The following is a 25,078-nucleotide window of genomic DNA, read 5'->3' as shown; positions in this document are numbered from 1 at the left end:
CCAATGAACGACGAGCTCCGATCCCGACACGTTCGGGCCGAAAAGCCCGAGCGAATCCTCGCTCGGTACATGGCCGACCGCGGGTTGAAGTCCACCCGCCAGCGCAGCCTGATCCTCGAGACCTTCTTTAACGCGGGCGGCCACTTGAACGTGGAGGAGCTCCTCGCCAAGGTTCGCGAGGAGGATTCCCGCGTCTCCGCCGCGACGGTCTACCGGACCATGAAGCTCCTCACCGAGTCGGGCATCGCGAACGCTCGGAACTTCGGCGACGGCCAGACCCGCTTCGAGATCGCTGGCGAGCACCACGACCACCTCATCTGCACGACGTGCGGACGGATCGTGGAGTTCGAGGACGAGGGCATCGAAGCGCGCCAGGCGGAGATCGCCAGGGCCCACGGCTTCACGCTCGCCAATCACAAGATGGAGCTCTACGGCGTCTGCTCGGACTGCGCGCGGTAGGCCCCCGCGCGGTCTATCGCGCCTTCGCGGCGAACTCCTGGAGCATGCCGCCCCAGCCCCCCGGCGAGTCGAGGATCCCGCGCAGCTCCGCGGCGCGCTCGCCGAAGACCGACAGCTTTCGATGCTCGAGCTCGACGCGGGTGCCTCCTCCCTCGGGAACGAAGCGCACCTCGACCTCGGAACGGACCGACGGATCGTGCTTCCATTCGGCGTCGAGCTCCCACGCGAGCAGCAGCCGGTGAGGAGGCTCCCAGGCGATCACGCCGCCCCAGTCGCACTCGATGCCGTCGGCGCCGCGCTCGAACCAGCGGCCGCCGGCGAAGGGCTCGACGACGACGTCGACCGCCTCGGCGGCGCCGATGTGATGGGTCGGGAGCGGCCACCAGCTCCCCATCTCCCGGGCGAAGACCTCGAACGCGCGCTCGGGGGACGCGGCGACGGTGATGTTCTTGCGGACGAGGAGCTCATGGGCGGGGGAGGGCTGGTTCATCGCTCTTCTTCCTTGGCTTCTGCTGCCGCCGCGGAGGCGGCGAGCGCGTGGGTCCAGAACCGATCTACGAGAACTGTCCGGTATCGACCACCTCTTGCGAGCGGACGGGCGGGCATGCTACGTAGCCGCGGTCCACCGGAAGGCGGTGGGCGGGACGCCTGGAAACAGGCCTGTTTTTTTGGGTCCAAGTTGAGAACGATTCGCATATTCGGTTTCTCGGCTACCCTGACGGCGCTCGCGGCGCTGGCGGTGGGGTTGCGGCTGGCCGCCGTGCCGCCCGCCCTCCCCGATCTCGACGCGGTGAACTTTGCCCGCTCGCTGACGGCCTTCGACCTCGCCGCCCAGGCCCCCCACTTCCCCGGCTATCCGATCTACGTGCTGATGGCCCGGGCGTTCCGCTTCCTGGGCGCCGGCGAGATCCTCGCCCTCGCGCTCCCCGGCGTCGCCCTCGGCGGTCTCGCCATCCCGGCGCTGGGCCTGGCCCTCAGGCCCCTCGTCGGCGAGATCCCCGCGCTCACGGGGGCGGCCATCTTCGCCCTCGCGCCGCTGGCGGTCCTCTTCGGCGGCGCGCCGTCGTCCGATGGCGCCGGCCTCGGCGCCCTGGCCCTGGTCCTGGCGGCGCACCTCTCGGCAGCGCGCGTCCTCCCGATGGCCGCTCGGCGCGGGGAGTCGCACGAAGGGGAAGGGGACCGCCGGGAAGGCTCCGCGCAGGACGAGATCCGTCGTTCGGTGGATGGGTTCTCGCGCTACGGAGCCCTCCTCCTCGGCGCAGCCGCCGGCCTCTGCGTGGGGATCCGCCCGTCGTTCCTTCCGGCGATGGCGTTCCTCCCACTGCTCCTGTCCGGCTCGCGGCTCCGCTGGCTCTTGGGCGCCGCCGCCGGTGTCGGCGCCTGGCTCCTGCCGATGGTGGCCATTTCTGGCCCCGCCGAGCTCCTCCGGATCGCCACCTCCTTCCTCGCCGGCCACGGCTCGCGCTGGGGCGGCACCATCGTTGCCAGGCCGGCCCTCGGCGACCGCCTCTCCGACTTCGGCTTCGACCTCGCCGCAGCGAACCTCGGCCTCCCTTGGGCGGGCGCCGTCCACCCTGCGCGGTTCGGCCTCGCACTCTTGGTATTCGCCGCAGGCGCCGCCCTGGTGGTCGCCTGGCGCCGCGGGCTCCTCCCGCGCGGCGCCGCTTCCGCCGCGGGCCTCGCGATCCTCTCGTGTGGTCCCTACGCCGCTTGGGCCTTCCTCGGGCAGAACCTCGAGAAGGCGCGGCACCTCCTCCCGCTCGCGGTGGGGGCCGCGATCCTCCTCGCCGCGGGACTCGCGGCGCTTCGAGAGCTGCTGCCGGGGCGCCTCTCCGCCACGGCGGCGGCCCTCGCGCCTGCGACGCTGCTCCTCGTGAGCGCGCCCCTCGCCAAGGCCCAGGGCCGCGAGGCGTCGCCGGCGATCCGCCTCGTGGACTGGGTGTCGAGCGCGCTCCCCGCCGAGAATGCGATGATTTTCACCGGTGAGGAGGCCCGCCTCTTCGAGAGGTACGCCCCGGAGCGTCGCGCCGCACGTGTCGGCGATCCCGCCGACCTCGCGGCCTCCGCCCAGCGCCTCGCGGCGGCAGGGGTCGCCGTCTACGTGACCTCGGCGGCGCCGGGCATGTCGAGCCTCCGCACGGAGCTCGAGCCCGTCGCCGAGTTCCGTTGCGATCGCCTGATCCGGTCGTGGTCCCACGACCTCCGCCTCTTCCGCTTCCGTCCTGCCTCGTCCTCGAAGGGAACGTTTTGATGCGTCTGTTTCTCGTCGCCCTGCTCGTGCTCGCGGCCTCCGCCTGTGACGGCCCTCCCCAGGAGCAGCCGCTGGTGCAGCCCTCGGCGAACGCCAAGCCGCGGGGCGGCCTCGTGATCTCGCTGAACCGGGTGATCATGGGCCGATTCCGGGTGGTCGCGCCCCTCTGCGTGGGCCAGCGCTTCCTGATCGAGCTGCCCTCCAGCCAGGGTCCCGGCGCCGTCACGCCTGCCGGCGGCCTGCCGATCCGGCCCGGTGACACGGCGGAGTTCCGGAACTTCCTCCCCGAGGTGCCCACGAACGTCACCTCGCTGAGCGGGCCGGCCACGCTCTTCAGCCCGAACCTCGTGAGGCCCTTCAACATCGCCACCGAGAACACTGAGACCTTCTCCTTCTGGCGGTTCACCTTCCCTCTCGCCGGTGCGTACGAGTTCTTCGACACCAACTCGGGGTCGCCGGGGCGGCCCATCGTCGACTCCTATTACGGCACCACCAGCTACGTGGGCGAGACCACCGCGCCCACCGGCGTGGTCTGCGTGGACGAGCCGGGCTGTGTCGCGTCCCTCGACTGCCTGAACGGCAAGGCGGCGCCGGGAACGAATTGCTGCAAGTGCGTGGGCGTCTGCTGCGACGTGGACGAGCAGTGCGCCAGTGGAATGTCTTGTCACCGGGGCCGCTGCGTCGATCCCGCCAACCTCGATTGATTTTTCGAAGGAACCATCCGTGAAGACCAAGCTCTCGATTCTCGCCTCCCTCTGTCTCGTGCTCGCAGGTTGTGACAGCACCACGCCGGACCCGGTGACCGAAACCGAAACCGGCCGCTGCGAGGGAACCGAGTACCTCGCCTTCGATCCCGTGAACCACGCGCCCCAGGATCAGCGCCTTCTCGCGTTCGACCAGATGCTCGCCGCCTTCGACCGGGCGGCCGACGCTCCGGCGACGGCTGCCGCGGAGGCGGCGTCCGTCCTCGCCCGCTACGAGGATCCGTCCACCAAGCTCGCCGCCAAGGCCGCGGGCCGGATCGACGTGCACTTCCCGGACGCCCAGGCCGGCGCCGAGCTCGACGCGGCGTTCCGGGGCGGGATCGACATGCTCGCCGCTGCCACCAGCGCCCACGAGGTGTCGCTGGCCAAGCAGCAGTTCGAGAAGGCCGGCGTGTATCGCTTCCTCTACCTCTCCGTGCTCGAGGAGCTCTACGCTCCGACCAAGCAGCACTACGACGAGGCCTTCGGCTACCTTGGCACCGGCGCGACCAACGTCCCCGGCGGCCGCAAGGGCCTCGCCGCGGTGGCGACCCGCCGCGACGGCACCAACGGCACCACGCTGGCGGAGGAGCTCTTCGAGCTGATCCGCGAGGGGTCCTGCGCCATCGAGAAGGCCCTGAACGCCAAGGGCGCCGACTCGATGGAGCTCGGCGAGGACGCCGATTACGACCGAGTGGTCGACGGCATCGACCGCAAGCTGCAGCTCGTCTTCGCGTACTCGATCGGCCACGAGCTGGTGGAGATCGGCCGCAACCGCACGAGCCCCGAGACCGCCCTCCTGAAGGTATTCGAGGCCGACGGCTACTTCGTCGCGGTGGAGGATCTCCTCCTCGCGGGGAACGATTCGCAGAAGGCCTTCGCCACGTCGCTCCGCGCGGCCCTCGACGAGGCTCTCGGCGCCGTGGATGCGGCGTGGATCGCCGACTTCGATGCCGACGGCCTCCTGAGCGCCCTCGAGGCCGCCTACGGGATCAAGGTCAAGGGCTGATACCCGCCCGAGTTTCGGAGACGGGCGCCCGAAAGCGAGGGCCCGCCTCCGCAACGACGTTTTTGCCCGTCGCCGCTTCGGCGGCGGGCGCCGCACGCAGGGGGCCCGCGCCCCCGCAACGCCTCAAGCACCGCCGGAGGGCGCTGAGCGTGTGAAGAAGTCGGCCCCGCAGCAGCGGGCCCGACTTCTTCAGCCGCGCTCCGCGCGGGAACGCTCTTCTTTCGTCTGCTCCGCCTCCGGCTCCGCCCGGAATGTGGTGGTACCTGGAGTAATCTTGCTTCTTCGCTCGCTCATCACGCTGGGTTTGATCCTCTCCTTCGCGCCCGCTCCGGCCCTGGCCCAGAATCCCGCCGAAGCGGGCGGGGAGGGCGGTGTCGCAGCCAGGACCTCGGATGAGGGCCCCCGGCTGGAGCTCGACGGCCTCGAGGAGGCCGCTCCCGCCACGGCCGCCGCGCCGCTGCACGCTCCCGCCGAGTCGTTCTCCGTCCGCCTCGATCCCGGCATCACGCTCTCGGATCGGGCGGCCGCGATCATCGATCGCACCACCATCGGCGGCTACGGCGAGCACGACTTCGTGGTGCCGCAGCAGGGCACGACCACCTTCGTGGCCCACCGCTACGTGGTCTTCATCTACAGCCGGATCTCCGAGCGGATATCCACCGCCACGGAGGTCGAGTTCGAGTTCGCGGGCAGCCCCCTCAAGCGGGACGGCGTGCTCAGCTTCGGCGAGGTCCTCCTCGAGTTCTCCGTGGTGGACGTGATGCTCACCGACTGGATGACCTTCCGCGCCGGCGTGATCCTGGTGCCCTTTGGCGCCTACAACCTCCGGCACGACGCGCCGGCGCAGGAGCTGCCCGAGCGGCCCATCGCCTACACGACCGTCGTGCCGACCACGTGGTTCGAGTCCGGCGCCGGCTTCCTTGGGCAGTTCGGCCTGGGCGAGCACTCCCGGCTCACCTACGAGATCTACGCCATCAACGGCCTGGACGCGAAGATCCTCGACGGTCAGGGCTTCCGGGCGGCGCGGGGCAGCAACCTCGAGGACAACAACAACGACAAGGCCATCGTCGGCCGGGTGGCCTACTCGCCTTGGCTGGGCCTCGAGCTCGGCTTCTCCGGGTACACGGGCGCCTACGACCGCATCAACAACCGCGTGAACATGGTGAACGGCGACATGTTCTGGCGGCTCGGGTCGCTGGATCTCCACGGCGAGGCGGTCTGGGCGTTCATCGACCCCGGCTTCGTCCAGGGCTTCCGCGACGGCTCCCCCGCCAACACCCGCGATCGGGTCCCGACCCGGATGCGCGGCTACTACGGCCAGGCGGACTACCACTTCCGGATCGAGCCCTTCTTCGAGCTCCTCCCGGAGGAGTGGCACGACGGCTACTTCACCGCGTCCGTGCGCTACGAGGAGAAGGACACGGACATGGAGTTCGTGACCGCCGCAGGCGACGCCGCGAAGCTGACGGTGGGCCTCAACATCCGCCCCGTTCCCGCCTACGCGCTCAAGCAGGCCTTCAGCCTCGAGCAGAACGGCGCGAGCGGCGTGCAGCCGCACCTCTGGAGCTCCCGCTTCTTCCCCGATTCGAATTGGCAGTACATCGCCAGCGTCGCCTATCTCTTCTAGGAGCCACATGCGCCTCGCCGTTCCGGACATGAAGACGCTCCGTCCCGCCGCGCTCCTCGCGCTCTGCCTCGTACTGGCCGCCTCGTGCGCCCAGACGCGAGGCCAGCTCGCGGGGGAGCGTCCGCGGACGGTGGCCGTCCTCGTCCGGAACGAGGCCGAGAGGCCGCAGGCCGGGGGCCTCCTCGAGGATTTCCTCGGCGGCCAGCGCCCCGAGAGCCTTGTCGCCCGCGAGGCGATCCGGGCCCTTCGCGGGCGGGGGTACCGGGTGGTCGACGCCATCCCCGACCCGGAACATGGCGTGCCGTCGGCGGAAGCCTGGATTCGGGAGACCCGCGCGGACGCCGCCCTTGTGATCCGCCTCGAGAGGATGGACGTGAGCGCGCTCAAAGCGATCGGCCAGGCGGAGATCGACCTCGAGGCGAGCCTCGTGGACGCGAAGGGCGCGATCCTCTGGAGCCGCTCGAGGCGAGGCCCCACGTTGCCGCAGACCTACAGGGCCCAGGCCGACTGGTCGGCCCACCTCCGGATGGCCCTGGGGCAGCTCCTTGGGGAGCTGCCGTGACCGTGATAGAGGAGCGCACGCCCATGCGCCGATCCCTTCTCTTCCTGCTCCTTGCCGTCGGCCTGCTGACCACGCTGCCGAGCGTGGCCTCGGCCTCCGCCACCTACTTCACCACGGCGCAGATCCTCCGGGAGTTCTTCCCGTCGAGCGAGAAGGTCACCTACCGCAAGGTGCAGCTGACGCCGGCGCAGGCCGAGTCGCTCCGCGCCCGCCTCGGCTACAAGCCGGCCAAGAGCGAGTACGTGATCTTCGTGGCCATGACCGGCGAGAAGGTGGACGGCTACGCCGTGATCGATGACGAGCGGGGGCAGCACGAGCCGATCACCTTTGGCGTCAAGCTCTCGCCGGAGGGGAAGGTGGAGCGGCAGGAGGTGATGGTCTACCGCGAGAAGTACGGCGAGGAGATCACCGATCCGCGCTTCCGCGCGCAGTTCGTCGGCAAGGGGCCGAAGGATCCGATCCGGGCTGGCCGCGACGTCGACGTGATCTCCGGCGCCACGATCTCCTCCCGCTCGATGGCGGTGGGCGTCCGCCGCGCCGTCGCGCTGGTGGATGAGCTCGTGCTCCATCCCGCCAAGCCGGCGGAGGGCTGAGGGATGCGTCAGTTCGCCAGGCCCTTCCCCCTCGAGAGGCTCTCCCTCGAGGCGCGCGTGCTCTACACGGCGTTCCTCGTCTTCCTGGCAGCCGGGATCGGCTCGTCGATCTGGCTCTACGCCAGCTCGTTCGGCGGCCTCGCCGGCGACGCCGCCGCCACCTACTACCTCGGCTCGGAGGCGCCGCCGCCCGTCCAGCCCGCGGACGCGGGAGGCCCGGATCTGGACCTGCCCGACGATCTCGGCGGCGCCGCGGATCCCGTGCCGGCGGGCCTGTCGGGCTCCGGCATGCGCCTGGGCCAGTCCGGGCGGCAGGTGATGGAGACCTTCCACTTCCACCTCTTCACCGTGCCGGTGGTGCTGCTCATCGTCGGTCACCTCTTCATGCTCACCGCGCTCTCGGTGCGGCTGAAGATCGCGGTGATCGCGGTGGCGTCGGTGGCCACCTTCGTCCACCTCCTCTCGCCGCTTCTCGTCCGCTTCGTCGGCGCAGGCTTCGGCCCGCTTGTGCCCGCCTCGGTGGTCGTCGCCGCCCTCGGTTGGCTGCCCATGGTGCTCTGGCCGCTGTGGGAGATGTGGCGCCGCCTCCCGGAGAAGAAGGTGGAGTCCGCGCTGTCGTGAGAGCTCGTGATGAAATCACGAGCTCTCGCGGAGCCGAAGGCGGAGCAGACGCAAAGAAGAGCGTTTCCGCGCGGAGCGCGGCTGAAGAGATCGGGCCCGCTTCTGCGGGACCGATTTCTTCACACGCTCTGAGCCGTTCGCCCGACATCACCGTCGTGATCCCTGCGCGGGACGAAGCGGAGTCGGTCGGAGGCGTCGTCGAGGCCGTGGCCCGGGCGCTCGCCGGGGAGGCCCACGAGATCCTCGTGGTGGACGACGGCTCCGTCGACGGCACGGGCGAGCGGGCGAGGGCGGCAGGCGCGCGGGTGATCCGGCGCGAGGGCCTGGGCTACGGCGCCGCGATCAAGGCGGGGGCCGCGGAGGCGCGGGGCGCCTTCCTTGCGATCCTCGACGCCGACGGCACCTATCCGGAGGCCGATCTCCCGAAGCTCGTCCGCGCGCTGCGGGGCGGCGCCCGCCAGGCCATCGGCGCGAGGCCCGCGTCGAGCGGGTCGGAGTCCCTGGCCCGGAGCGCGATCAAGACGGCGTTCCGCGGAGCCGTCCTCTGGTTCGGAGGGCTCGCCGTCCCGGACCTCAACTCCGGGATGCGGGCGCTGCGCACCCGTGACCTCCTGGCCCTCTCGTCGATTCTCCCTGATCGCTTCTCCCTCACCACCACGCTCACCCTCGCCCTCGCGGCAGAGGGCGATCCCCCCGTCTTCATCCCCATCGACTACCGGCCTCGGGCCGGGCGCTCCAAGTGGCGGACGGTCCGCGACACCTGGCTCATGGGCCGCACGGTGCTGCGGGGGATCGGCTGGCTCCGCCACGGCCACGCGCCCAAGGCGCTCCCCGCCGTCGAGGTCGCCGGCTGATGCGCCCCGTCGTGATCGGCGCGGGCCCCGCCGGCCTCGCGGCTGCGTGGGCCCTCGCTCGCGCCGGCCAGCGGCCCCTGGTCCTCGAGGCCTCGGATCGCCTGGGTGGCCTGGCGGGCTCCTTCGACCTCGACGGCTTCCGCGCCGACTACGGTCCCCACCGGCTCCATCGGGTCGCGTCACCCGAGGTGAAGGAGCTCTACGCGCTCGCGCTCGGAGATTCCCTGCGCGAGCGCGATCGCAGCGGCCTGGTCCACGTGGGGGAGCGAAGGCTCCCGTTCCCGCTCTCGCTCGGCGGCCTCGTTCGAGGCCTCGGGTTCACTGGTGCCCTCCGTCACGGGCTCTCGGCGCTGGCTGCGCGCTTCCGGCCCCCCGCCGGGGACGATTACGCCGGTGAAGCCGCCCGCCGCCTCGGCCGCCACGCCGCCGCGCTCGTCTATGAGCCTGCCGCACGGAAGGTCTGGGGCGTCGAGCCCGAGGCCCTCGACGCGGCCCTCGCCGCAGCCCGGGTGCAGAAGTCCGGGCCCGTGGCGGTGCTTCGCGCCGCCCTCGAGCGGAAGGATCGCGGCGCCCGGCGCTTCTTCTACCCGGAGCAGGGCTGCGGCGCTCTCGCGGAGGGACTGGCCGCCCGGATCGAGGCGGCCGGAGGCGAGCTTCGGCGCAATGCCCGTGTCGATGGCCTCGTGATCGAGGGTGGGGTGGTCCGGGCGGTCGTGGTCGACGGCGCCCCGATCGAGACCGATCGGGTGATCGCGACGGCGCCCCTCACGTCGCTCTGCAGCTGGGCGGGCGTCCCGGAAACGTCCGATGGTCTCACCTATCGTGCGCTGACCTTGCTCTACCTCGTGCTCGAGCAGGATCGGGCCTCCGCACACGACGTCCATTACTTCACCGACGCTCGGATCCCGGCAAACCGCCTCTTCGAGATGAAGGGCTTCACCGGTGGCGAAGGCCCCGCCGGCCGCACACTGATCGGCTTCGACATCCCGTGCACGGAGGGCGACTCCGTATGGACCGCGTCTCCCGACGAGCTCGTGGAGAAGATGCGTCCGGCCCTCGATCGCGCCGGCCTCGACCGGGCTCCGATCGCGAGCGCCGCGGTTCATCGCGTGGCGAAGGCCTATCCGATCTACCGCAAGGGCTACGCGGCCCACCGCGACCGCGCCCTCGACGCGCTCTCGTCGGTGGACGGTCTCTATCCGGTGGGCCGGCACGCGCTCTTCGTCCACGACAACGTGCACCACGCGTGCGAGGCGGGCCTCGCCGCCGGCCGCTCCGCCGCCGTCCGCAAGAGCGCGCGGGAGTGGCGTTCCGAGCAGGCTCCCTTCCTCCACGCCCGCATCGAGGACTGAGCCGCGTATCGATCGGGCGGGACGATTGGTTCGCTACCCGACAGACCAGACAAGCTCCATGCAGCGCCGAACCTGGGATTTTTCCAAAGGAAAGGCGCATATCAAAGATCCGCACGGTCGCGACCTCGATAGGTCCGTCTCAGCCCCGGGTGGGCGCCTTGTCACCTGTTTTGCTTGTTGGTAAAACGGATTGTACGGGTCGAGTCAGGCCTGAAGTGTCCGGTTGCGTCGTATGTGAATCTCCCGGTCCTCGAACCGAGACCGGGCGGCCAAGGCGCTGGTCATTCGACGATCGGCGCTGAGGCACGACGAAGGAGGGACTGCGATGCGTTGGATTCTGCGAGACATGGCGAAGCGATGGTTGGCGCCGCTTCTGGCGACGACCCTTGGGCTTGCCTGTGGGACTGGGCAAGGCAAGCCTGATGAGAAGGTCGGCTCGCCGGGGCAGATCAAGTCAGGCTCTGGCGATGAGCCGGGCGCGGGAGATCCTGGGGATGGCCCTGGGGAATGCCCTGACGATCTCCCTGGGGATTACTACCCTGACTACCCTGGGTTCCCCGGAATCGACTGCACCTGCGGTGACATCCCGTCCGAGATGACCGGCAATGCTCGTGCGACCGTGCTTCGAAAAATGGTCGACTGGCGCGACCTGTCGAGGGAGCCCGCACTCCAGGTGCTCGAAACCGAAGCGGCGCTTCAGGCGTCGTTGGACGAAGTCTATGGACCGAGCGAAGAGATCGAGGTTGATTTCTCTCGATTCGTGGTCCTTCGCGTCAGCCCTGGGGTTCAGCCTCATACAGGCGTAGAGCTTCGCATCGTCGATGTCGATGAAACGGCGGAGCGCGTGGAGGTTCGAGCCGTTCTCGTGAGCTACTGTATCGGTGGAGACGCGATGACGGAGCCGGTCGCGTATGTCGCAGTGCCCAGGGGCGAGAAGCCGTTCGAGCTGGCCGTGTCCAAGGTTGATTGTACCTACCAGGAACTCTGAGGAAGGCCTCCGAGGTCGCCGCGACGCTCGCTCCTTTTGGCAGACCGCAGGCGCTCGTATCGAAACGGTGCGAGCGCCGTTCCATGACGTCGGTAGCACTTTCAGGAGCGGCTCGGGGCCTGGGTGAGTGCACGCCCGGTCACACTCGATGGCGCGGTCCCAGCGTCGAAGCCGATGACACGGCGGGCTGCGTGTCGGATGATGCGCTCGATGAGCGTCTGCGGCGATCCCAACGAGAGAAGAGGAGGGCGTGATCGGTCGCCGCCCGCCCGTGCCTTCGAGCGGCGACGTCGATCGATCGCCCGCTGCGTGATTCCGGCTGCGCTGGTCGTGCTGCTCGGGGCGCTCGGCGGTTGCCGATCGAAGCCGCTCCCGGAGCCCGTCGACCTCGTGTTGCCGCGGGCGGAGACCGGCCAGCCGTTCTCCTTCGCGTCCCGCAGGGGCGACGTGGTGATCGTCTACTTCTTCACCACTTGGTGCATCCCGTGTCAGGCGATGGACCCATCCGTCGCGGAGGCGGCCCGGATCGGCGCGAGGGAGGGGATCGAGGTGGTGGGGGTCGCCCTCGACAGGGAGGGCAGGCGAACCGTGGCGCCCTACGTCGCCGCGACCATGCCGCCGTACCCCGTGGTGGTCGGCGGCGGTTCCGTGGCCGAGGGGCAGAGCCCCTTCGGCCGGATCCCCGAGCTCCCGGCGACCCTCTTCCTCGATCGAGACGGGAGGCCGGCGGCGTCGATCTCCGGCGCAGCGAGCTCCAAGCTCCTCCTTGAACGCGCGCGGGACGTGAAGTCGCGATAGGGCCTCGGCGCCGCTGCCATCTGGGGATTCCACAAGCGGTCCCCTTGCCACCCGTGCGCCTCTTCGCGTACGCAGGAAGAGAGTGCCCGATTTCCGCCTCGGAACGATGCCGATGAACCGCAGCCGCGCCATCCTCCTCTCCGTCGTCGCCGCGCTGGCAGCAGTCGGCCTCGCGGTCGATCCCCAGGGCCTGCGCCACGCGAGGACCCTGCGGGAGGACGTCGCGCGGATCGAGGGAGAGAACGCCCGACTGCGCGAGGCCAACGAGAAGCTGCGCCTGGAGCTGCGGAGGCTGGCGGACGATCCGGCAGCGCTGGAGCGGGCCGCCCGCGAGGAGCTGGGCCTCGTGCGGCCCGGCGATGTCGTCTTTCGCCTGGAGGATCATGAAGACCGGGCTCCGTAAGGCGGCGCGAATCGTCGCGGCCGGCTGGCCCCTCGCGGTGGGCGCCGTCGCCCTCGCAGCGGTGATCCTCCGGTCGTTCGAGTCGCTGGATGCCCTGTCCTTGGGGCACGCCGCGATCCTCGTCGCCCTCGCGATCGGGATCTCCGCCCTGGGCTTCCGAAAGCTTCGCAAGGGCGCCGAGCAGCGCCCGCTCGCCGCGTGGAACGAGGCCGAGCTCGGCGCGCTCCTCGTGATCGGGGCCCACGCCTTGATCCAGCCGGTCGGCGGGCTCGGCGGCCCGCTCTACCCGGTGATCTATCTGCTGATCGCCTTCCTGGCGGCGTTCCTCCCGTTCGGCCCGGCCCTCGGCCTCGCCGTCTTCGCGATCGCGGTCGACGCCGCGGCGCTGGCCGCCGCCGGAGCGCTTCGGTCGAGCTTCGCATCACTCCTGGTGCACGGCCTCTTCCTGGCGCTCTTCGCGATGCTCTCCCGCCTCGTGAACCGCTCCCAGGTGGCGAGCGCCCGGGCCACGGGCAGGCTCGCCCTCGACGCGGCGCTGGAGGAGCAGGCCGATCGCGCCCGCGCCTACCGCCTCCGCATCGCCGGCGTGAAGGGCCAGCTCAACGAGGAGGAGTGGATCGCCGCCGCCGTCAGCGAGGTCTCCGAGGCGGTGGACAACGCCCTCGAGGTAGCGGAGTGCGCCCTGCGCCCGCATTCGGTCGCCGTCTTCCTCCTCCACGGCGACGACAACCTCCTCAAGCTCCACGAAGCCCGGGCCTCGGGCGCGCCCCTTCGCCTCGAGGCCTTCGACGCCCGGGAGGGCCTGGTGGGCGCCGCGCTGCGCCGTCGGGTCCCCATGCGCCTCTGCGGCGACCTCAAGGGCGTGGGCTGGTACGAGGGGAAGGCGCCGGTACACAGCGTGCTCTTCGCGCCGCTCATCGACCGGCGGGGGGCCAAGGACGCGGGCCGCGACGACGGCTACCTCCGCGGGCTGGTGATCGCCGACCGGCTGGAGCCGATCCCGTTCACCCAGGAGGACGAGCGCCTCCTCGTCGCCACCTCCCGTGAGGTCCTCCGCGCCATGGAGACCGAGCGGGTGATGGGCTACATCCGGAGCTCGCGGGAGGAGATCGATCGCTTCTACGGCTCGATCGAGAAGCTGAACGGCGCCTCCAAGCCCGTGGAGGTCATCGACACCTCGCTCCGGGTGGTCAAGGAGATCAGGGAGCTCGACCTCGACCTCGTGGCCTTCACCACCTCCGACTTCGACTCCGAGTCGGGCAAGCGCCTCCACCGCGTCGAGCGGATCGAGAGGGCCGAGCGGCCGGAGCGGGGCGACGCCGAGAAGGAGTGGAGCAGCAAGGGCCTGGAGGACCTCCTCGGCTATCAGTTCGCCGACAACGGCCACCTCGTCGCCAGCTCCGTCCGCGTGAGCGCCGTGCTCCCGCCGCGCAACCCCAAGCTGCTCGAGCGCGTCCACCTCTTCGACGAGGGCTCGCAGTTCCGCGGGCTGCAGTCGCTCAAGGTGATCCCGCTCCGCGCGGCGGACTCCGTGCTGGGCACGATCGTCTGCGGATCCAAGCGCCGGAAGAACGTCGATCTCGAGTGGACCCGGATGCTCGAGGTGATCGGGATGCAGGCGGCCCAGTCCCTCGAGCGGGCACGCCTCTTCGAGAAGACCGAGAAGATGGCGACCTCCGACGGCCTCACGGGCCTCGCGAACCACCGCCACTTCCAGGGCCGGTTCGACGACGAGGTCGTGAGGTCCCAGCGCGCCGGCCGCAAGCTCACCTTGATCCTCGCCGACATCGATCACTTCAAGGCGGTCAACGACACCTACGGCCACGCCACCGGCGACATGGTGCTGCGGGGGATCGCCAAGGCCATCCAGCGGTGCGCCCGCGCGACGGACACCGTGGCCCGCTACGGCGGCGAGGAGTTCGCGCTCCTGCTCCCCGAGACCGATCTCGCAGGCGGCAAGGAGGTCGCGGAGCGGATCCGCAAGGAGGTCGGCGCGATCGAGTTCCAGACGGCGCTCGGTCCGCTGCGCTGCACCTTGAGCCTCGGGATCGCGTCGTATCCCGACACCTCGACGGTCAAGCAGGAGATCTTCGAGGCGGCCGACCAGTGCCTCTACCACTGCAAGCGGATGGGCCGGAATCGCTCGACCGCCGCCGACGAGCTCAGCGTCGAGGCCCGGAAGAAGGCGGCAGCGGAGAGCTCGTGATGTTCTTCACACGCTCGGAAGGCTGAGCCGGCGGGAGCCTGGGGGGCGCCAGCCTACTTGCGGAAGAGCGCCTCGAGCTTCGCCTTGGCCGCTGCCGCGGGATCCTCCTCGGCGGCGCGGCCCGACCCCAGGTCGAAGAAGTCGCAGAAATTCGCCGCCGAGCGGTCGCGGACCTGCTCCGTCCCCGGCTCGCGGCACTGGTTCTGGGCGAAGAAGTCGTGGTGCCGGCAGCTCAGGCAACAGTGGAGGTCCGCGCCGCAGTGGTCGCAGGTGTCCCGCCTGCCGACCCGCCCGATGACGATCACTTCCGACCTGCACGCATGACACTGGCCCATGTCCGTCCTCCGCAATCGGCTCAATAGTAGCGCGCCCGTTCGGGGCGGGGTGAATCCGGGTGAACACTCGACGTCCCTAGTCTTGGAGCCGGAGGGGAAAGAATCCGCTTTGGAACGTCCATTGACCCCGCGCTCTGCCGATCGCTAGACTTCCCGCCTTTCCCTGGAGGATTCCACGTGAAGTACCGCCTTCTCCCGATTCTGACGTGCGCCTTGCTCCTGGCCGTGGCAGCTCCCCGCTTCGCTTCGGCCGCCCCGGTCAGCCGGGACGACCTCAAGGTCTACCTCGAGACCCGCGAAGCCCTCCAGGACGAGCGCGTCCTGAAGATGCCCGAGGCCAAGCGGATCCCCGAGATCGCCAAGCGGAACTTCAAGATGAAGCCCGAGACCCTCCAGGCGATCATGGACAAGGTCGAGGCGGAGGGCGGGGAGAGCGCGATCGCCGACAAGGCGCGCAAGTCCATCGAGGAGGCGCTGGCCTCGACCGACCTCAAGGGACGCATCCAGGAGGTCCGGATCGACGCCTCCAGCCCCCACGTCGTCTCCTACATCAAGTGGACCTGCACGCCCGACAAGGTCGATCAGGAGGCCGCCCTGGTGGCTCTCAAGGCCGGCGGCGCCACCGAGATCCCCTCGACCTTCTACCTCTGGGCCGTCGACGCGAAGGGCGCCGACCTCTGGCGCGCCAAGATCGGCGCCGACCGCACGCGGAACATCCGCGAGGACCGCATCGCCGACTGGGCCGCCACCCGCTACGTGAAGCTCTTCGAGGTCGAGCGCCTGGCGAACTGATCCGCAGCGCCCGGAGCTTCCGGAACGAGCCTGCCCCGCGACGCTGCGAGGCAGGCTTTTTTGTGCCCTCGAGACGCTCGCGGTTGCGGCAGGGCGCGGCGCCCCCGAAACGAAAAGAGCCTGCCTCGCGTGGCGCGAGGCAGGCTCGATTTCGTGGGGCCTTGGGCCCTGCGGCTTAGTTGCCGGCGAGCTTCTGGTAGAGCTGCGCGGGCTTGGTGCCCTTGGCGAGCTCGGCGTCGGCGCGCTTGAGCTCCTCGTCGATCACCCGCTTGAAGGCGTCAAAGGGCTGCGCGCCGGAGACCAGCTTCCCGTTGACGAAGAAGGCCGGGGTGCCGCGGGCGCCAACCGAACCGGCGTAGGTGCTGTCGGCGTCGACGGCGGCCTTGAACTTGCCGGAGTCGAGGGCGGCCTTGAACTTCTTCACGTCGAGGCCGATCTCGCCGGCCCACTTCTCGAAGTTCTCGGAGGTGAGGTCGCGCTGGTTGGCGAAGAGCTTGTCGTGCATCGCCCAGAACTTGCCCTGCTCGTGGGCCGCCATCGAGGCCTCAGCGGCAGGCCCGGCGTTCTTGTGGAAGGGCAGGGGGAGGTGGCGGAAGACCACGCGCACGTCCTTGCCGTAGGTGTCCTCGATCTGCTTCATCGTGGGGTTCACGCGCGAGCAGAAGGGGCACTCGAAGTCCGAGAACTCGACGATGGTGACCTTGGCGTCCGGCGAGCCCTTGCTCGGGGCACCGGCGGGGATCTCCACGAAGACCGGCTTGGCGGGAGCCTCGGGGGCGGCAGCGGGAGCGGCGGCGGGAGCGGTGGCGCCACCGGCGATGAGGGCGGCGTAGAGATCGGCCGTCTTGGTGCCCTTGGCGAGCTCCGCGTCGGCGCGCTTGATCTCCTCGTCGATCACGCGCTTGAAGTTGTCGAAGGGCTGCGCGCCGGAGACCAGGCGGCCGTTGATGAAGAAGCCGGGGGTGCCGCGGGCGCCGCGCGAGGTGTAGAGCGCCTGCTCCTTCTCGATCTGGCCCTTGAACTTGCCCGAGTCGATGGCGGCCTTGAACTTGGCCATGTCGAGGCCGAGCTCCTGCGCGAACTTCTCGAAGTTCTCACGGGTCAGCGCGCTCTGGTTCGCGAAGAGCTTGTCGTGCATCTCCCAGAACTTGCCCTGCTCGTGGGCCGCGTAGGCGGCCTCGGCGGCGGGCATGGCGTTCGGGTGGAAGCCGAGCGGGTTGTTCGCCCACACGAACCGGACGTCCTTGCCGTAGGCGTCCTCGATCTGCTTCACGGTCGGGCCGACCCGGTTGCAGAACGGGCACTGGAAGTCCGAGACCTCGATGATCGTGACCTTCGCGTCCTTGCTGCCCTTCATCGGCTGGGTGGCGTCGAAGGGGACGTTGAAGATCGCCTGATCGCCGGCAGCCGCGGGGCGCTGGGCCACCGGTGCGGCGGCCTTGCCGGCAGCAGCGGGGGCGGACGGCGCCTCGGCCTTCGGGCTCATGGCCCTCCCGCCGACGAAACCAATGGCGGCGCCTACGACGAGGGCCACCGCAATCGAGCCAGAATGCTTCGCCATGTCTCTATCTCTCCTGCTCAAGGATGCCCGGCGGGGCGCAATCGCCCCGGGCGAGCCGGCGGAAGGACCTTCGAATCGGCTTCGTTCCGCCCGCTGCAAATGGTGCCCGCACCAACCCACGGGCCCCTGTGCTTGTTCCCTCAAACGGCGAGGGAGAACCCGATCTCCCTCTGCGCAGGAGGGAGCCTGCCTGCTCTCCCGCCGCCATTCCAACGATCCGCCAAGGCGTGATCGATCGAACCGGCGAGACGCGGGTTGGACTTCGTAACAGATGCACCGGGGGTGCGCAACGAGGGAACGGAGGGCTCGGGGCCTGCCTGCACGCTGAGAATCCGGGGATGCGCACGAAAGGGTTTCGGGTATAGAACGCGCGCATGGAGCGACTCGAGGCCGCCAGGACCATCGATACCAGCGGTTCCTTCTGCCCGGTGCCGATCATCGAGACGGCGAAGGCGGCGAAGGAGCTCGAGGATTCGCAGGTCCTGCTGGTGATCGCCACGGATCCGGGGATCTCGAGCGACATGCCGGTCTGGTGCAAGGGCACGGGGCACGAGCTCCTGGGCACGGAGCGGGACGGTCGGACCTGGCGCTGCTGGGTCCGCATCCGGAAGCCCGGCCCGGAGAGGTCGTGAAGCCGGACGCGGATCAAATGAAGAGGGGAACGGTGGGCCCGCAATCGCGAGACCGATTTCCCCATCTGCCCAGGGCAGAGGAACGACGATGACGAAGCGAAAGGCGAAGGCCCTCGGGCTGATCTCGGGGGGCCTCGATTCGATGCTCGCCTTGAGGATCGTGCGGGACGTGCTGGGCTGCGAGGTCCGGGCCGTCAACTTCTACACGGGCTTCTGCATCACCGAGACCCAGCGCCGGCGGGGGACCACGCGGGCCGACGGCACGGTTAAGCCGAACGAGGCCCTGGTGGCAGGTGCGGAGCTCCATACCGAGGTCGAGCTCATCGACATCTCGGACAAGGGCTACCTCGATGTCATCGCGAACCCGAAGTACGGCTACGGCGCGAACGCGAACCCCTGCGTGGACTGCCGGATCGACATGTTCCAGAGGGCCCGCCAGCTCCTGGACGAGTGGGGCGGCGACTTCATCTTCACGGGCGAGGTCCTCGGGCAGCGTCCGAAGAGCCAGCGCCGCCACACCATGGCGCTGATCGAGAAGAACGCCGGCCTCGAGGGCAGGCTGCTCCGGCCGCTGTCCGCGAAGCTCCTCCCCCCGACCCGCGCGGAGGAGGAGGGGCTCATCGACCGCGAGAAGCTCCTCGACTTCTCGGGGCGGGGCCGAAAGCCCCAGATCGCGCTCGCCGAGGAGCTCCGTCTCGGGAGCTTCCCCCAGCCGGCGGGCGGCTGCTGCTACCTCACGGACGAGACCTTCGCCCGGAAGTTCTTCGACATCCTCGACCACCGCGAGGAGCGCCGCATCGAGAAGGAGGAGATCCTGCTCCTCGCCTCGGGCCGGCACTTCCGGCTGTCGCCCCGGACCAAGCTGATCGTCGGGAGGACGGAGGGGGAGAACTTCCAGCTCGAGCGCCACGCCGAGGGGCGCTACCTGGTGGCGGCGCGGGACCACGCGGGGCCCGTGGCCCTGGTGGAGGGCGAGCCGACCTGGGAGGAGATGGTCCTCGCGTCGCGGATCGTCGCCCGCTACGGAAAGGGCAAGGGCGAGGCCGAGGTGCTGGTCGAGTGGAAGAGCGAGGGCGGGGCGGACGAGCTCCGCGTGGAGCCCTTCCTCGACGACGCCGCCTTCGAGCCGTTCCGGATCTGAGAGTTCGCCAAGCTGACAGGCCGTTTGTGGAGACGGCCCTCGATTCGGCTCGTAGGGCCGAACGAAAACGGCCCCGCGTGTGCGGGGCCGTTCTCTTCGATCAACCTATGAGCTCGTGAGTTCTCAGGCGCCGCGGCGGCGACGCAGGAGCGCGAGAGGCGCCAGGATCCCGAGGAGCGCCGGCGCAGAGCCCGCGGCGCTGCAACCGCTGCTGGAGCTCGAGTCGTCCTTGCCAGAGGTGGAACCACCGCGGCCGCCGGCTCCCGGATCCTGGCCGCCGGTCCCACCGGTGCCCGAACCCTCGCCGGCAGTGCCGCCGGCGCCCGGATCCGTGCCACCGTCGGTGCCGCCGGTGCCCGGATTCACCGAGCCGCCGGTGCCGCCGGAGGAGCCGCCGGTTCCGCCGGTGCCCTCTTCGCCGCCGACGACCTTGCCCTCGCAGTCCCACGGGCCGTCGACCCAGTTCGAGAAGTCCGTGGTCCAGTAGATCCGGTACTTCGAGCCCGGCACCTCTACACGACCGATGCCGATCGCCGTGAACTTGGGCTCGAGCATGTTCTTGTTGTGGCCGGGGCTGTTCCTCCAGCCCTCGAAGACCTCCTCGGCCGTCGGGTAGCCGGCGGCGATGTTCTCGCCGGCCGTGGACCACCGGTCGTGGCCGAACGACCGGATCCGGTCGAAGGGATCCCGTCCCGTACAGTTGTCGCCGTTGGCGTCGCAGGGAGGCTCGAGGTGGTCGAAGAACCCCACCTCGCCCATCTCCTGGCTGAACCAGTCGGCGGCGTCGTTCATCGTCGGGCTGGGCGAGAGGCAAGGAGCGCCGCTCGCGGCCCGGTAGGCGTTGATGATGTGGAGGAACTTGAGCTCCTCCTCGTTCAGCTCGGTGGCGGCGGTGGCGACCGTGGGTGCGAGAGCCAGGGACACGGTCAGTGCAAGATGTCGAACCTTCATGCTGTCTCGATCCTCCGGGCGCTCGTACGAGCTCCATCGCCACGGGGCGATCGGCGGCTCGTCGAGCGGGCAACAAAAAGTCCTTTGGAACGCCAATGACGTTTCGCGGGCGGGCGCATGGTAGCCGGGTGCCGCCCCATAGAAAAGGTCCGAGGTCCAATCGATCGCTCGGGTCGTAGCGGCGCTCGCAATGCGAGGGGGCTCGGCCGCTCGCAAACCGCCCGTTTGGCTCGGTTTGGGTGCGCTCCGTCCTTGCCGAGACGCCCCTTTGGGGGGCAATCTCGCGCCATGGCCGACCTGTCCGGCGATCTGGCTTTCCTCCCTGCTTCCGAGCTCCTTCGGTTCCTCGCCGCGCGTGCCGCGTCGGGGACGGTCGTCGCGTCCCGGGGAACGCAGGAGAAGCGGCTCGTGGTCCACGAGGGCTGCGCCGTCTCCGCTACGTCCAGCGACCCGCGCGAATACGTCGGGCAGATCCTGATCGCCGGCGGTCACCTGGGCGAGGACGCCTTCGAACGAGCTCTGCAGGAGCAGCTCGCGAGCCGGGCGCCCCTCGGGCGGATCCTGGTCACGTCCGCCCAGGTGCCCGAGGCGGCGGTCCGCCGGGCCCTGGAGTTCAAGGTCCTCGAGACCGGGATCGAGCTCTGCACGTGGGAGAAGGGCGCGTTCTCGTTCACGGTGGAGCGGGGACCTCCAGTGGATCCCGGCGTGTCGATGAGGGCGATCCCGCTCCGCGAGCTGGTCGACGCCGCCGAGGAGCGAAAGCAGGCCTGGACCCGGCTTCGGGCGACCTTTCCCTCGGGGGCGACGCGGGTCTCCCTGGCCCGCGGACGGACCCCGCCTCCCCAGGAGCGCGGCTCTGCCGTCGCGCGGCTCTTCGAGCTCCTTCGGGAAGGGAGGAGCATCGACGAGCTCCTGCTCTTCCTCCACGCGACGGAGTTCCAGCTCTACGCGAAGCTCCACTCGCTCCACCGAGACGGCCTCCTGCAGATCGATCCGCCGAAGGGCGCCGCGGACGAGGGTTGGTTTCCGGGACACGCGGACGCGACCACCTCGGGCGAGCCGGCCTCCGCCAGCGCCGAGGCGGAGCTCGTGTCGGCTGCGCGTGCCGCGCTGGCGGGAGGCGACGCCGAGCGCGCGGTCCGGCTCTGCCGGAAGGCCCTCGACGACGGGGCGCAGGGCCCCGCTCTCGCCTTGCTCCGCGAGGCCGAGACCAGGCTCCTCGCCCGCCTTCGCGACGAGCTCCTCACCGGGAGCCATCGCCCGACGATGGCGATCGATCGATCGCAGCTCCGCAGCCTTCCGCTCACGCCGCCCGCGCGCTATCTCGTGGCGAGGATGGATGGGAGTCGCGATCTCGGAGCGATCGTGCGCGTTGCGCCCATGCGCGAGATCGACGCCCTCGAGCTGGTGGTGCGCCTCGCCCGCGATGGCGTGATCCGCCTCTGAGCTCCTTCCGTGGGGGCGCCGCCGGGGCCGCCGGCCGGCTCGGCGAGAGCGCCGTCGCCCACTGGAAAACACTGCGCCGAGCCTCGCGACGCCGCAACTGTCGGCCGGTCGTCACGCCGGTCCCGAACGGGTCGCGCGGGCCGAAACCCGCTTGATCCGCGTGCTCCCCGTGCGGTACTCGATGTGCCGTGCGACACGACGGACTACGAAGAGCGGCGGCTGGGGAGGGCGGCGGCTCCTCCCGTCATACGGACCTCCCCGAGGGGGCACCACTGGACGTGGTCGTCCTGGGGCTTGGCGAGATCGGGCGCCTCGTCGCCGGACACGCCAGCCGGCATCCGGATCTGCGCCTCGTCGGGGTCGTCGATCCGGCCCTGGCGGGGACGCGGCTTCGGGAGCTGGTCGCCGAGGCCCCCAACCTGGTGGTCGAGAAGGACCCTGCGGCCGTCTACCGGAAGGCGCGGGGCGGCGTCGCGTTGATCTGCACCGGCTCGACCCTCGAAGCGGTGGCGCCTGCCATCGAAGCGGCGGTCGGTGCAGGACTCCACGTGGTGAGCACCTGCGAGGAGCTCGCCGCTCCCCGCTTCGTCGATCCCGAGCTCGCCGACACCCTCGACCTGGCCGCGAAGCGGAGCGGCGTCGCGATCCTCGGCACCGGGGTCAATCCGGGCTTCGTCCTGGATCGCCTGGTGGTGACCCTCGGCGCGGTGGTCGGGGACGTCCGCAAGGTCGAGGCGACCCGCCGGGTGGATCTGGGCACCCGCCGCCGTGCGCTGCGAAAGAAGATCGGCCTCGGCCTCTCCCTGGAAGAGTTCGAGGAGCGCGGCGAGGCCGGAGAGCTCGGGCACGTGGGCCTCTCCGAGTCGTGTGCCCTGGTCGCCGACGGCCTCGGGCTCACCGTGGACGAGGTCGAGGAGGAGCTCGAGCCGGTCGTCGCCGAGCGCGAGATCACCCTGGGAGACGAGACCATCGCCGCCGGGCGGATCCGGGGCCTCCGCCAGATTGCGCGGGCCTTCGACGAGGGGCGGGAGGTGATCCGCCTCACGCTCGAGCTCGCCGCCGGCGTGACCGATCCGGAGGATCGGATCCGAGTCGACGCCGATCCGCCGATCGAGCTCGCCATCCCGGGCGGGATCCAGGGCGATCGGGCGACGGCGTGGGCGGTTGTGAACGCGGCTCCGCGAGTGGCGGCGGCCGAAGCTGGAATCATCGAGGTGCTGGACTTGCCTGCTGGACGTTGAGGGAGTGCCGATGCTCGACAGGGGTTTGATCGGACGCCGTAGCGAGCCCGTATGGAACGAGGTCGAGAACGGAGCCATCCGGCGCTTCGCCGCGGCTCTCGGAATCGGAGACCCGGTTCACCACGACGAAAACCACGCGAAGGCGGCGGGGCACAGGGGGCTCCTGGCGCCGGCCACGTTTCCCATCACGCTGCGCGGATCGCTCGACCTCGAGCGCGCGCTCGGGCTCGAGGATCGGGGCCTCGTCCACGCAGATCAGTCGCTCGAGCTCTTCCGGCCGATCTGCGCTGGCGACCGGATCGAGGTGATCGAGGTGATCGCCGACGTGGCGGAGCGGCCCGGTACGGGCGGCCCGGTGGACGTGGTGGTGGTCGAGGATGAGGGGCGGGACGATCAGGGCCACCTGGTCTACCGGGCGCGGCGCACGTTGATCGTCCGTCCCCCGCTGCGGGAGGCCTGATCGTGGGAGCAGCCAAGAAGCCGTATTTCGAGAGCGTCCGCATCGGCGAGGAGCTTCCGCCGCTTCTGAAGCCCGCCATCGATCGCGTCGCGATCGCCCGCTACGCGGGTGCGACCGACGACTACAACCCCTTCTACGTCGACGAGGACTTCGCGAAGCGCAGCGGGTTCCCCTCGGTCTGCGCGCCCGGGATGATGGCCATGGGCTTCCTCGGGGAGCTCGCGGCGGACTGGGTGCGGCCCGGCCCCGTGAAGAGGATCTCGGCCCGCTTCGTGAAGATCATCTGGCCCGGGGACTCTCTGGTCTGCAGGGGCCGGATCGTCGACAAGCGCCGGGAAGCCGGCGAGCATTACGTCGACCTCGAGCTCTGGGTTGAGAACCAGAAGGGCGAGCTGGTCGTGAAGGGGACGGCGAGCGCGAGGCTCTTCAACAGCGCGAGCGACGAGGAGAGGCATCGGATGGGGATGCCGCCCGAGGAGGTCGAGGAGTTCGTCCGGCCCTCGCTCGTGGAGCTCTTCGAGCGCGAGCTGCCTCGGATGGAGCCCGAGACCAAGGCGGGAAAGAGCCGGCAGGCGGAGCCGATGGACGGCGGAGTCGCGCCGAAGCGGGCGTCCCGCGCGGGCGGCTCCAAGGCTCGGAAATAGACCGAAAGGAAGTCGCGAGGCCCCCCGGCCCTGCGGCTCCGAGTGGGCGGAGGTCGCTACTCCCCCCGGGTTGCGACGGCGAGGCGGGTGAAGCCTGCCTCGCGGGCCTTCTCCATCACCGCCACCACGCGCCCGTGGTGGACGCCCTCGTCCGCCTGCACGATCAGCGTCGAGTCGCTCGAGTGGGCGAGGGCCGTTTTCAGCTCGTCCGTGAGCCGATCGTCGGCGACCTCCTGGCCAGCGAGGACGACCCTCCCGTCTGGCAGGATCACCACGATCACGTCCTTGCTCCCCGGCGCGAGATCCTGCGCGGCGCCGCTGGGCAGGTCCACCTTCATGGCGCCCCGGTCGCCGCCGGCCGCGCTGCCCGCCGCGTCCACCGCCATGGACGCGCCGACCATGAAGATGATCAGCAGCACCAGGAAGATGTCGGTGAGCGGCGTGATGTTGATGTCCGAGAAGACCGACTGGAGCTCGTCCCCGCCGTCCTCCGGCATTCGGCCCATCGCCATTACTCCCTCGCCTCGGCCGCGAGGCGGGCCTGCGGCTGGGCCGCTTCGGCGGAATCGGCGGCGCGCGGGTGGAAGAGCAGGTCCACCACCTCCTCGGCAGAGACCTTGAAGGAGATGAGGAGCGCCGCGATCCGGGCCGTGAAGTAGTTGAAGAGCACCACGGCCTCGATGGCCACGCCGATCCCGGCGGCGGTGGCCACCAGGGCCTCCGAGATCCCGCCGGCGACCACGGCGAAGCCTCCGCCGGGGTGGGCCGCCATATCCTTGAACGCCCGCATGATCCCGACCACGGTGCCGAAGAGGCCGACGAAGGGGGCGGTCGCGCCGATGGTGCCGAGGATCCAGAGGCGCGAGCGGAGGCGCAGCGCGACCTGGGCCCGCTCGCGCTCGACGGCGGCGAGCACGTTCTCCGGGGACGAGCGGCCGTGGCGGCCGAAGGCGGCGAGGAGGATGTCCGCGAAGGGCGTCCCCGAGCGCTCGCAGGCCGCCCGGGCGTCGCCCACGGCGCCCCGGTAGAGGCACTTGATCACCGTGTCCGAGAGCTTGCGCGAGGAGTCGGCGAGGCCCCAGACGGCGAGCGCCCTCTCGATGGCGACGAAGATCGCCAGGAGGGAGAAGAGCACGATCAGGGCCATGGCGACGCCGCCGCCCTTCGCCGCTGCCAGGATCTCCGAGAAGTTCTCCAAACGGTCCTCCCGATGCGTGGATCGGTTCTTCGGGCTGGCGCCAACCTGCGGCGATGGCGGCCGATTCCCCCCGCCTGGGCCCTCACATGCGGCCGGGCGGGCGTCCGATCCTCCCCAAGATAGGGAAGCCGACGCCCGGTGCGAAGCGAGAGTTCACGCCCCGCGCGCGGCGGCGTGTCCGAGGGCGGCAGGGATCCGGCGTCCTCGGGGG

27 protein-coding genes are annotated in these 25,078 nt (G+C 70.2%); 21 read left to right on the top strand and 6 right to left on the bottom strand.

The window, feature by feature from the left end; genetic code table 11:
- The first annotated feature begins 3 nt into the window (after positions 1-3).
- Positions 4-459 (top strand): Fur family transcriptional regulator, encoded by a 456-nt coding sequence (locus AKJ08_RS07260; RefSeq protein ID WP_240475464.1) that lies wholly within the window; start codon positions 4-6, stop codon positions 457-459.
- Between the two features lie 13 nt (positions 460-472).
- On the opposite strand, the gene AKJ08_RS07255 is transcribed toward AKJ08_RS07260, so the two are convergent.
- Positions 473-949 (bottom strand): SRPBCC family protein, encoded by a 477-nt coding sequence (locus tag AKJ08_RS07255; RefSeq protein WP_050725455.1) that lies wholly within the window; start codon positions 947-949, stop codon positions 473-475.
- Between the two features lie 189 nt (positions 950-1,138).
- Here AKJ08_RS07255 and AKJ08_RS07250 point away from each other — a divergent pair, with 189 nt between their 5' ends.
- From AKJ08_RS07250 to AKJ08_RS07190, 13 genes are all read left to right on the top strand, one after another.
- Positions 1,139-2,710, top strand: coding sequence for a hypothetical protein (locus AKJ08_RS07250; RefSeq protein ID WP_157370544.1), 1,572 nt, complete (start codon positions 1,139-1,141; stop codon positions 2,708-2,710).
- Positions 2,710-3,414, top strand: coding sequence for a cupredoxin domain-containing protein (locus AKJ08_RS07245; RefSeq protein ID WP_050725453.1), 705 nt, complete (start codon positions 2,710-2,712; stop codon positions 3,412-3,414). The genes AKJ08_RS07250 and AKJ08_RS07245 overlap by 1 nt, the downstream gene beginning before the upstream one ends.
- Before the next feature lie 19 nt (positions 3,415-3,433).
- Complete coding sequence (locus AKJ08_RS07240) at positions 3,434-4,462, top strand: hypothetical protein (RefSeq protein ID WP_050725452.1); 1,029 nt, start codon at positions 3,434-3,436, stop codon at positions 4,460-4,462.
- A gap of 274 nt (positions 4,463-4,736) precedes the next feature.
- On the top strand, positions 4,737-6,089 hold the full coding sequence (locus AKJ08_RS07235) for a hypothetical protein (protein ID WP_050725451.1): 1,353 nt from the start codon (positions 4,737-4,739) through the stop codon (positions 6,087-6,089).
- 7 nt (positions 6,090-6,096) lie between these two features.
- Positions 6,097-6,651: a hypothetical protein gene (locus tag AKJ08_RS07230; protein WP_050725450.1), complete on the top strand. Its 555-nt coding sequence runs from the start codon at positions 6,097-6,099 to the stop codon at positions 6,649-6,651.
- A gap of 23 nt (positions 6,652-6,674) precedes the next feature.
- Complete coding sequence (locus tag AKJ08_RS07225) at positions 6,675-7,244, top strand: FMN-binding protein (RefSeq protein WP_050725449.1); 570 nt, start codon at positions 6,675-6,677, stop codon at positions 7,242-7,244.
- 3 nt (positions 7,245-7,247) lie between these two features.
- Positions 7,248-7,865 carry a hypothetical protein gene (locus AKJ08_RS19740; protein WP_050725448.1) on the top strand — a complete coding sequence of 206 codons (618 nt, stop codon included), beginning with the start codon at positions 7,248-7,250 and terminating at the stop codon, positions 7,863-7,865.
- Between the two features lie 155 nt (positions 7,866-8,020).
- Positions 8,021-8,719 carry a glycosyltransferase family 2 protein gene (locus AKJ08_RS19735; RefSeq protein WP_050725447.1) on the top strand — a complete coding sequence of 233 codons (699 nt, stop codon included), beginning with the start codon at positions 8,021-8,023 and terminating at the stop codon, positions 8,717-8,719.
- Positions 8,719-10,071, top strand: a complete 1,353-nt coding sequence (locus AKJ08_RS07210) for a protoporphyrinogen/coproporphyrinogen oxidase (RefSeq protein WP_050725446.1) — start codon at positions 8,719-8,721, stop codon at positions 10,069-10,071. The genes AKJ08_RS19735 and AKJ08_RS07210 overlap by 1 nt, the downstream gene beginning before the upstream one ends.
- Positions 10,072-10,417: 346 nt before the next feature.
- A complete protein-coding gene (locus AKJ08_RS19185) occupies positions 10,418-11,059 on the top strand; it encodes a hypothetical protein (RefSeq protein WP_157370542.1) in 642 nt (213 codons plus the stop codon).
- 309 nt (positions 11,060-11,368) lie between these two features.
- Positions 11,369-11,857 (top strand): TlpA disulfide reductase family protein, encoded by a 489-nt coding sequence (locus AKJ08_RS07200; RefSeq protein WP_169788772.1) that lies wholly within the window; start codon positions 11,369-11,371, stop codon positions 11,855-11,857.
- A gap of 112 nt (positions 11,858-11,969) precedes the next feature.
- Positions 11,970-12,260: an FtsB family cell division protein gene (locus AKJ08_RS07195; protein WP_157370541.1), complete on the top strand. Its 291-nt coding sequence runs from the start codon at positions 11,970-11,972 to the stop codon at positions 12,258-12,260.
- Positions 12,241-14,466 (top strand): sensor domain-containing diguanylate cyclase, encoded by a 2,226-nt coding sequence (locus tag AKJ08_RS07190; protein WP_050725443.1) that lies wholly within the window; start codon positions 12,241-12,243, stop codon positions 14,464-14,466. The genes AKJ08_RS07195 and AKJ08_RS07190 overlap by 20 nt, the downstream gene beginning before the upstream one ends.
- A 53-nt stretch (positions 14,467-14,519) precedes the next feature.
- Here the strand turns inward: AKJ08_RS07190 and AKJ08_RS07185 are convergent, their stop codons facing one another.
- The gene (locus tag AKJ08_RS07185) at positions 14,520-14,801 is read right to left on the bottom strand and encodes a hypothetical protein (RefSeq protein WP_157370540.1); all 282 of its coding nucleotides are present in this window, start codon (positions 14,799-14,801) and stop codon (positions 14,520-14,522) included.
- A 177-nt stretch (positions 14,802-14,978) separates the two neighbouring features.
- Between AKJ08_RS07185 and AKJ08_RS07180 the strand changes: the two genes are divergently transcribed.
- Positions 14,979-15,593 carry a hypothetical protein gene (locus AKJ08_RS07180; RefSeq protein ID WP_050725441.1) on the top strand — a complete coding sequence of 205 codons (615 nt, stop codon included), beginning with the start codon at positions 14,979-14,981 and terminating at the stop codon, positions 15,591-15,593.
- 175 nt (positions 15,594-15,768) lie between these two features.
- On the opposite strand, the gene AKJ08_RS07175 is transcribed toward AKJ08_RS07180, so the two are convergent.
- Positions 15,769-17,154, bottom strand: coding sequence for a DsbA family protein (locus AKJ08_RS07175; protein ID WP_082342841.1), 1,386 nt, complete (start codon positions 17,152-17,154; stop codon positions 15,769-15,771).
- A 374-nt stretch (positions 17,155-17,528) separates the two neighbouring features.
- Between AKJ08_RS07175 and AKJ08_RS07170 the strand changes: the two genes are divergently transcribed.
- Entirely contained in the window at positions 17,529-17,786 is a 258-nt protein-coding gene (locus AKJ08_RS07170; protein WP_050725440.1) for a sulfurtransferase TusA family protein, read from the top strand.
- A gap of 88 nt (positions 17,787-17,874) precedes the next feature.
- Complete coding sequence (locus AKJ08_RS07165) at positions 17,875-18,927, top strand: thiamine biosynthesis protein (RefSeq protein WP_050725439.1); 1,053 nt, start codon at positions 17,875-17,877, stop codon at positions 18,925-18,927.
- 123 nt (positions 18,928-19,050) lie between these two features.
- Here the strand turns inward: AKJ08_RS07165 and AKJ08_RS07160 are convergent, their stop codons facing one another.
- Positions 19,051-19,878 carry a CAP domain-containing protein gene (locus AKJ08_RS07160; protein ID WP_082342839.1) on the bottom strand — a complete coding sequence of 276 codons (828 nt, stop codon included), beginning with the start codon at positions 19,876-19,878 and terminating at the stop codon, positions 19,051-19,053.
- Positions 19,879-20,166: 288 nt separating this feature from the next.
- Here AKJ08_RS07160 and AKJ08_RS07155 point away from each other — a divergent pair, with 288 nt between their 5' ends.
- The 4 genes from AKJ08_RS07155 to AKJ08_RS07140 all read left to right on the top strand — a co-directional run bounded on the left by AKJ08_RS07155 (position 20,167) and on the right by AKJ08_RS07140 (position 23,669).
- A complete protein-coding gene (locus tag AKJ08_RS07155; RefSeq protein ID WP_050725437.1) occupies positions 20,167-21,324 on the top strand; it encodes a DUF4388 domain-containing protein in 1,158 nt (385 codons plus the stop codon).
- A gap of 188 nt (positions 21,325-21,512) precedes the next feature.
- A complete protein-coding gene (locus AKJ08_RS07150) occupies positions 21,513-22,565 on the top strand; it encodes an NAD(P)H-dependent amine dehydrogenase family protein (RefSeq protein WP_338062186.1) in 1,053 nt (350 codons plus the stop codon).
- A gap of 10 nt (positions 22,566-22,575) precedes the next feature.
- Complete coding sequence (locus tag AKJ08_RS07145; protein WP_050725436.1) at positions 22,576-23,025, top strand: FAS1-like dehydratase domain-containing protein; 450 nt, start codon at positions 22,576-22,578, stop codon at positions 23,023-23,025.
- A gap of 2 nt (positions 23,026-23,027) precedes the next feature.
- Positions 23,028-23,669: a MaoC/PaaZ C-terminal domain-containing protein gene (locus AKJ08_RS07140; protein ID WP_050725435.1), complete on the top strand. Its 642-nt coding sequence runs from the start codon at positions 23,028-23,030 to the stop codon at positions 23,667-23,669.
- Positions 23,670-23,725: 56 nt separating this feature from the next.
- On the opposite strand, the gene AKJ08_RS07135 is transcribed toward AKJ08_RS07140, so the two are convergent.
- Positions 23,726-24,181 (bottom strand): ExbD/TolR family protein, encoded by a 456-nt coding sequence (locus AKJ08_RS07135; RefSeq protein ID WP_050725434.1) that lies wholly within the window; start codon positions 24,179-24,181, stop codon positions 23,726-23,728.
- A complete protein-coding gene (locus AKJ08_RS07130) occupies positions 24,181-24,867 on the bottom strand; it encodes a MotA/TolQ/ExbB proton channel family protein (RefSeq protein WP_240475463.1) in 687 nt (228 codons plus the stop codon). The genes AKJ08_RS07135 and AKJ08_RS07130 overlap by 1 nt, the downstream gene beginning before the upstream one ends.
- Positions 24,868-25,078: the final 211 nt, after the last annotated feature.

It is taken from the genome of Vulgatibacter incomptus, assembly GCF_001263175.1.
GTDB classification, from domain to species: domain Bacteria; phylum Myxococcota; class Myxococcia; order Myxococcales; family Vulgatibacteraceae; genus Vulgatibacter; species Vulgatibacter incomptus.
The sequence above is the reverse complement of the archived record's forward strand: the minus strand, read 5'-3'. Positions and strand labels throughout refer to the sequence as shown.

Bases quoted from the DNA above. Each gene is read 5' to 3' on its own strand.
- AKJ08_RS07190 (WP_050725443.1), top strand. From the start codon at position 12,241: ATGAAGACCGGGCTCCGTAAGGCGGCGCGAATCGTCGCGGCCGGCTGG.
- AKJ08_RS07165 (WP_050725439.1), top strand. From the start codon at position 17,875: ATGACGAAGCGAAAGGCGAAGGCCCTCGGGCTGATCTCGGGGGGCCTC.
- AKJ08_RS07170 (WP_050725440.1), top strand. From the start codon at position 17,529: ATGGAGCGACTCGAGGCCGCCAGGACCATCGATACCAGCGGTTCCTTC.
- AKJ08_RS07160 (WP_082342839.1), bottom strand. From the start codon at position 19,878: ATGAAGGTTCGACATCTTGCACTGACCGTGTCCCTGGCTCTCGCACCC.
- AKJ08_RS07225 (WP_050725449.1), top strand. From the start codon at position 6,675: ATGCGCCGATCCCTTCTCTTCCTGCTCCTTGCCGTCGGCCTGCTGACC.
- AKJ08_RS07145 (WP_050725436.1), top strand. From the start codon at position 22,576: ATGCTCGACAGGGGTTTGATCGGACGCCGTAGCGAGCCCGTATGGAAC.
- AKJ08_RS07260 (WP_240475464.1), top strand. From the start codon at position 4: ATGAACGACGAGCTCCGATCCCGACACGTTCGGGCCGAAAAGCCCGAG.
- AKJ08_RS07195 (WP_157370541.1), top strand. From the start codon at position 11,970: ATGAACCGCAGCCGCGCCATCCTCCTCTCCGTCGTCGCCGCGCTGGCA.
- AKJ08_RS19740 (WP_050725448.1), top strand. From the start codon at position 7,248: ATGCGTCAGTTCGCCAGGCCCTTCCCCCTCGAGAGGCTCTCCCTCGAG.
- AKJ08_RS07230 (WP_050725450.1), top strand. From the start codon at position 6,097: ATGCGCCTCGCCGTTCCGGACATGAAGACGCTCCGTCCCGCCGCGCTC.
- AKJ08_RS07210 (WP_050725446.1), top strand. From the start codon at position 8,719: ATGCGCCCCGTCGTGATCGGCGCGGGCCCCGCCGGCCTCGCGGCTGCG.
- AKJ08_RS07185 (WP_157370540.1), bottom strand. From the start codon at position 14,801: ATGGGCCAGTGTCATGCGTGCAGGTCGGAAGTGATCGTCATCGGGCGG.
- AKJ08_RS19185 (WP_157370542.1), top strand. From the start codon at position 10,418: ATGGCGAAGCGATGGTTGGCGCCGCTTCTGGCGACGACCCTTGGGCTT.
- AKJ08_RS07135 (WP_050725434.1), bottom strand. From the start codon at position 24,181: ATGGCGATGGGCCGAATGCCGGAGGACGGCGGGGACGAGCTCCAGTCG.
- AKJ08_RS07175 (WP_082342841.1), bottom strand. From the start codon at position 17,154: ATGGCGAAGCATTCTGGCTCGATTGCGGTGGCCCTCGTCGTAGGCGCC.
- AKJ08_RS07155 (WP_050725437.1), top strand. From the start codon at position 20,167: ATGGCCGACCTGTCCGGCGATCTGGCTTTCCTCCCTGCTTCCGAGCTC.
- AKJ08_RS07255 (WP_050725455.1), bottom strand. From the start codon at position 949: ATGAACCAGCCCTCCCCCGCCCATGAGCTCCTCGTCCGCAAGAACATC.
- AKJ08_RS07245 (WP_050725453.1), top strand. From the start codon at position 2,710: ATGCGTCTGTTTCTCGTCGCCCTGCTCGTGCTCGCGGCCTCCGCCTGT.